At 67.1% G+C, this 6,260-nt stretch carries 4 protein-coding genes and 1 pseudogene; 4 read left to right on the forward strand and 1 reads right to left on the reverse strand.

Going from position 1 to position 6,260, the window contains the following annotated elements; all coding sequences use genetic code 11:
• Positions 1-258: 258 nt before the first annotated feature.
• The 3 genes and pseudogenes from E1218_RS37010 to E1218_RS37015 all read left to right on the forward strand — a co-directional run.
• A pseudogene (locus tag E1218_RS37010) lies at positions 259-637 on the forward strand (transposase); the annotation flags it as partial.
• A 56-nt stretch (positions 638-693) separates the two neighbouring features.
• Positions 694-840, forward strand: coding sequence for a helix-turn-helix domain-containing protein (locus E1218_RS38100; RefSeq protein WP_202865788.1), 147 nt, complete (start codon positions 694-696; stop codon positions 838-840).
• Between the two features lie 45 nt (positions 841-885).
• A complete protein-coding gene (locus tag E1218_RS37015; RefSeq protein WP_233712007.1) occupies positions 886-1,371 on the forward strand; it encodes a hypothetical protein in 486 nt (161 codons plus the stop codon).
• 60 nt (positions 1,372-1,431) lie between these two features.
• On the opposite strand, the gene E1218_RS04800 is transcribed toward E1218_RS37015, so the two are convergent.
• Positions 1,432-4,992 (reverse strand): S8 family serine peptidase, encoded by a 3,561-nt coding sequence (locus tag E1218_RS04800; RefSeq protein WP_202865786.1) that lies wholly within the window; start codon positions 4,990-4,992, stop codon positions 1,432-1,434.
• 246 nt (positions 4,993-5,238) lie between these two features.
• Here E1218_RS04800 and E1218_RS04805 point away from each other — a divergent pair.
• Positions 5,239-6,260, forward strand: a 1,022-nt coding sequence (locus E1218_RS04805) for a hypothetical protein (RefSeq protein ID WP_132316629.1), incomplete at its 3' end; no start/stop codon positions are given.

Here is a 6,260-nt window from a genome sequence, read left to right on the forward strand (position 1 = left end):
TCACGTTCAGGGCAGTGTGCGGTATGCGGTTGGTTCCACGGCCCGCGCTGCGCGATCCAGCGCCCGGGCCAGCGCCGATCGGATGCCCGTCGCGTGCCGCCTCCGGCGAGACCGCTTCACCTCGGGAACGACGCGCGCATTTAGGCTTGGCGCTGTCCACGTCCGACTTCACCTGCCTGATGGCCATCAGCATCGCGGCGTCATATTGCCCGTGCATGGGTCGGTCCACCTCCATCCGATTGAGGGACTGTAAGAAGTTCGGTGCTGGAGTCCGCGCTGGAGGGCGAGATCACCGATCACCTGGGCTATGACAAGCATGATCCGGCCGGCCGGGCTACGGGTAATTCCCGCAACGGGGTGCGGTCCAAGATGGTTCTGACCGATATCGGCGAGGTGGACATCGATGTGCCGCGCGACCGCGACGGCAGTTTCGAGCCGAGGATCGCCGGCGTTGCGGCAGAAGCATCTGAGCGGTGTGGATGAGATGGTGATCTCGTTGTGGGCGAAGGGGCTGACGACTGGTGAGATCTCCGCGCATCTGGCCCAGGTGTATGGGGCGCAGGTGTCGCGGCAGACGATCTCTACGATCACCGACGAGGTGGTCGAGGGGATGGTCGAGTGGCAGAACCGGCCGCTGACCAGGTGCGCTCGGCCCGAACACTCCTCGCCGAGCCCGATCACTCGGTCACCTGAATCGCCAAGCTGTTCGGCGTCAGTCGCTCGACGATCTACAGATACCTGCCCGAACTGAGTGGAGGTTCCCGAGTTGAGCTGCTGGCTGGGGAATCTGCCTCGGTCATCGAGACACCTGCCGAGGAGGCTGACACAAAGCTAGCCTGACTACAGGCAACGGATTCGGAGCCGCCGGCTCACAAGCGCCCGTCAGTGCCTCGTGGCCACGACCGCAGCGCCTGCGACGATGAGGACCGTCGAGAGGATAAGGAGCCCACTGGCGAGGCGAATTCTCCAAAGTTCCCGGGCAAGCACCCGTTCCCACAGGTCGATGGCCTGGGACTCGGTCTGGGCGACGCGGGCGGCGATCGGGTTGAGGGCCCGGGTGGGGCGTACGCGAAGCAGCAGGCGACCCGACCGCAGACCATCGGCTACTCGCTCGTCGACTCACCGGTCGGGCTTCTTGCCTGGATCCTTGACAAGTTCGCCGAGTGGTCGGATACCGAAGACAGCCCGTTCGAAACGATCTCCAGAGACAGGGTTCTCGACGACGTCACCCTGTACTGGCTGACGCGGACCGGCGCATCGTCGGCCCGCATCTACTACGAAAGCCACAACTCGCTGGACCCCGAACTTCGGGTCGACGTCCCGTCAGCAATCAGTCCGACTCCGACCAGCAGGTCCGGCCGACGCTCGTGATCCGCGAGTCAACCGGCAGACCACGAGCGCCCCATCCCGCAACCGATACGGACTGCCTTTTCAGCGGAACGTAGCTCGGACCGTGTCCCGCGCGATCTCGTCGCCGTGCTCGGTCAGGCGGACCACGATCGTCTTCGGTCCGCTGCCGTGGTCGGTGGTGTTCAGCTGGAAGGACCAGTCGTTCAGCCCGGTCGCAGGACGCCAGGCCTGCGGGTCGGTCGCGGCGTTGCGCGACACGACTTGCCACTCGGGCGACGCGGCCGGCTCGACCGTGAAGCGGCTCGTCGCCGCAGCGGAGGTCGTCGTGTCGATGCGCGCCCGCGAGTACACGAGGTGTTCCCCGGCCGGTAGCTTGCCCAGGTCGGCGCGCCATGTGCCGCTGTTCTCGTCGAGTACGGCTCGCACCGGCGTGGCGAACGACGCATCGTCCACGGAGACCTCGATGACGCGGGTGGCCGGGTGGTCCCCCGCACCAGCCGGGTCCTCGCCCTGGTCCGGGAAGCTGTAGCTGCCTCCAGCAACGACATTCTGGTCGTCGTAGACCATGGAGCCACCGGCCGGTGAGGTGATCGTCGTTCCGAAGTCGAAGCCGGTCGCTGGTAGCGGCGCGGGTTCGATGGCGAGCTTCGAGGCATGTGCGCCTTCGTGCCCGATTGCCCAGGACCTTGCCCCGAGCAACTGCAGCTGGAAGGTCAACGCCTCACCAGTGAAAGCCGGGCGCGTAATCTCGAACGAGAAGGAGTACTTCGTCCAGCAGGCCTCGCCGAGGGTCGGACACGCAGCACCCGTCGGACCGCTCGCGGTGACCGGCTGCAGAAGGCCTTCGCCCTTGCCGATCTCACGATCGGTCGCCATCAGTACGCCGGTGGGCCGAACCACACTCGGCGTCTCGGCGGCCAGGAACAGCTCGACGTTCACCTTCGATCCAGCCGGCAACGGAGCGTCAAGCGTGTCAGTGGCGGCGAAGATGGCCACCGGCCGGAACGCAGCCACCACACTCGTCACCCGGCTGTCGAAGCAGGGCTCTCGGTCCCCGGACGTGTCGCTGCGGTCCATGTACTGCTCGTTGTTCGCCGCCGTACAGTCGAGCGGGTCCGTGGACCTGGTGACCTTCCGGTGCAGCCAATAGGTCAACGGGTTCGAGCCGAGCGTCCGCAGGCCCACCTCGGGGTTCTTGCTCTGGGCGACCTTTCGCAGGGTCGACAGGGCCGCATCTTCCGTGGTCAGTTGCGATGCGTCCAGTCCGAGCCCGCCGGCCAGCGCGTCGGAGTCCGTCTTGCCGTCGCCGTCGCGGTCGAACCCGCCCCACAGCGTATCCCGCACAGCGCGGTCGTACGAGAAGAACTCGTCCTCATAGGTCCGGTCGGGCATCGGTGCCGCACCGACCAGTACGTCGACCGCCCGGCCCGCGGAGTTCGGCGTCGCGGCACCGTAACCCTCGAACAAGACATTGGTGGCAGCCACGGAGGAAGCCGTCAACGGATACGGGTACACCGACGGGTCGTTGTCCTGGTTCAGCGGGAACGCCGTCTTCAGCACCGCCTGCCTCAATTCGTCGCGCGTCAGCGCACCGTCGGCGAGGAAGATGCTGTCGTCCATCGGCAGTCCTTTGGCGACCACCTGGCCGGGCTTCTGTCCCGCCGCGGGATCGCCGATTGCCGCGCGGACCTTGGTCAGGACGGTGCCGAAGACCCCGGCGGTGTACGGCGTCGCGGCCGACGTGCCACCGAAGGCGCATTGGCCGACCGTACCGGAGCGGCACGCCGACGGCAGGTTGCCGTCACCCCACGCGGAGACATGGACAGGGATGCCGTCACCGACGATCGCGCGCTGGTTGTCCCGCCGCAGTGCACCGACGGTGATGTTCCAGTCCGGCCCGGTCTGATCGGAGTGCCACGTGTTCACCGGCACGTCGAACGCATTGCCGACACCGTTGCCTGCAGCGAACAAAGTCGTCTGGCCGCGCTCGGCGGCCGCCTTCGTCACCTCCGAGCCGTTCACGATCGGACCCACCGGTGCACCACCGACGTACCCGAAGGAGTTCGTCGAGATGTCCACCCACGGCAGCCTCGCGGCGACCGTCTCGTCCAGGCCCTCGACCACGACCAGCAGACACGTCGGGCAGTAGCCATAGCGGTTGCCCGCCGACACCGACGCCGATCCGGAGCCATGACCGTTGTCATCGAGGATCGGATGGGTGTCCTCACCCGACGTCGCACCGCTCGACGCACTGGTGTCGATCGCACCGACGATCTTCGTGCCGGGGATCCAGTACAGCTCACCCTGCTTGATCGGCGTGGTGGCCGCCTGCCAGAGCTTCGAATCGGCATCCGGGAAGTAGCCCTGCCCAAGAGTCACGGGAAGCGCCTGCGCGCTCTCCGGGTAACCCGGAATGTACGTCGAGGGGTGCTTGGTGAAGTTCCCCGTCCGCGCCAGCACATCCGGATCCGGGTAGGTGCCGACCGAGAACTCGAGGTGATACGGATTGATGCCCGTGTCGGCGACACCGACCACGGTGATCGGTGCCTCGCCCTCGACCAGACCCGCCTGCCCCACGAGCACACTGGTCGTCTCACGGCGCTCCAGTCCCGCGGCATCCATGGCCTTGAAGGTCACCAGATGACGGCCGTCGGACAGGTTCGCGACCACCCTGGTCCCAGCACTCTCGAAAACGCCGTCACCGTCCAGATCCCACCCAGCCGTCACCGGCGCGGTTCCGCCGGCGAGCGACCCGGACAGCGTCTGCGGCGTGCCGGTCTCGAACGCGTACGGCCCTGTCGTGGAAACCTGCGGTCGTGGATCGGCACCCGTCGTCGACGCGGTCACCGTGACGTGTACCTCGTCCGGCGGAACAGTCGCGAACTTGACTGCCCGGGCTGTCCAGGTCCCGGCGACCGGCGTCGTCACTGACGCGCTCTCCGATTCGCCGGCACTCGCGCCGGACGTCGCCGCCTCCTTGCCGCCCGGGTCGAGCACTTCGAGGTCGTAGTCGTTGGCGGCACCCTCGAACGAGAGAGCCACCTCGATCCGCGACGTTCCCTGAGGCACCACGAACGGGAAGTCGAGGTGCTCGCCTGTGACCGCCGTGCCCGGTGACGTGTCCGACTCGGTCTGGTCGAGCAGCGTGCTCGTCGCCGGCTCGTAGACAACCACTCGTACGGCGTCCGTCGTACTCGCGCCGGAGGCGTCGACGACCTTCAGCGTCACCTCGTACACACCGGCGGCCACATCGGTCGTGTCCAGCTCGACACTGGACGAGTTCGCGCCGTCGAGCTCCCCCACCGGGCTCGTCCACGAGAACGAGTACGGCGCCGTTCCGCCGTAGGCCGATCCGAGCAACACGGCGCGTTCCCCGGACGCGACGAAACCGCTGTCACCCGCATCGGCCACCAACGGCTTACCCGGCTCCGGATCCGCTGTGTCACCGGACGGAGACGCCGTACCGCGGACAGGCACGACGCCGGTCAGCGCACCAGGCACCTTGCCCGCGACGACCTGCCGGTCCCCCACGGACACGATGGTGACGCCGGGCGAGTCAGCGCCAGTCGCCGGCAGACCGGCGGATACCGCGACCAGCGCCGACACCGCACCAGCCACCGTCAAGCGCAACGCAGACTTCATACGACTCATGAGCGGCTTGACCTCTCGACATTCGTTCGGGCGGACGACCCATCGCCCGAAGCGCAGGGTCACGAAATACGTCGTACGCGCCGGAACATAACCGACACAAGCCCGTCCTGTCACGCGATCGGCGATCGGCGATCGGAGACGGCACACCGGCGGCATGTCCTCGCTGGTTGTGTTGGGCATAGCCTGTGGCGTACGCCCTGGACGGGGAGGGCCGTTTCCGCCTACTGGGGAGGACCCATGCGCTCGCTTCGAGGACAGTCCGCTGCTCTGGGCGTAATCGCCGTGCTGGTTTCGGTCGCGATCACGCCGCCTGCGGCGGCCGTGGATGGCATCCCGGCCAGGATCGTGGTCGCCGACCGACCGGTGTCGATCAGCAGCTATCCCACTGTCGACTACGGTCGCTCCGACTCACCGGGTGACGACCGCCACGCCACGACGACATGGCGGGTGGTGAAGGGCACCGGGAACTGCTGCGAGAACTATCTGACCACCACTCCCGGCGGCCGGCTACTGGACTTCGGCGGCACTCACATCACCTACAGCGATGACCGGGGTCGCAGCTGGCGGCAGGTGCAGCCGCTGACGCCGATGGTGAACGGCGAAGGCGCGATCGTCGCCGCGCCCGGCGGCGACGTACTGGGGGTCGAGTGGGATCCGTACTCCGGCGACCACCTGCAGGCCTACAAGTACGAGGCCGACACCGGCCAGTGGCTCTACACCGAGATGGTCCTGCATCAGCCTTTCTACGACCGGGAATGGATCGGCGTCGTCCCGGGACCGGTCACCATCGACGGCAACACCTACGACTACGTTTCCTTCGTCAAGGGCGGCTATCCGTCGAAGGAGATCTGGCTGATGAGCACCGACGGCCTCAACTACACCGACGTCAGCAGCAAGTTCGTCGACCAGATCACCTCCGGCAAGACGCTGACCGGCCCACTGCCCGCCCGCGCCGAAGCGGCCAATGACTGGATCCAGCCCAACACCGGCTCGAAGATGACCACCCTCGGCACCAGCAACATGCTGGCCGCGCCCGACGCAGGCTCGCAGTGGGCCCTGTACGACGGCAACGGCTGGTCGGCCTACCGCTACCCCGACGGCACTCAACCCAGCGGACTGCTCCAGGTCGACTCGGCCGGAAGCGTGCACAACCTAGTACCTACAAGCGGCGGCGACGGCTTCGACTACCGGACCTCGACCGACGGCGGCCACACCTGGCACACCACCACCGTCACGCTGCCGCCACGGCACACCATCGA

Source organism: Kribbella turkmenica (assembly GCF_004348725.1).
In the GTDB taxonomy this organism is placed as follows: Bacteria; Actinomycetota; Actinomycetes; order Propionibacteriales; family Kribbellaceae; genus Kribbella; species Kribbella turkmenica.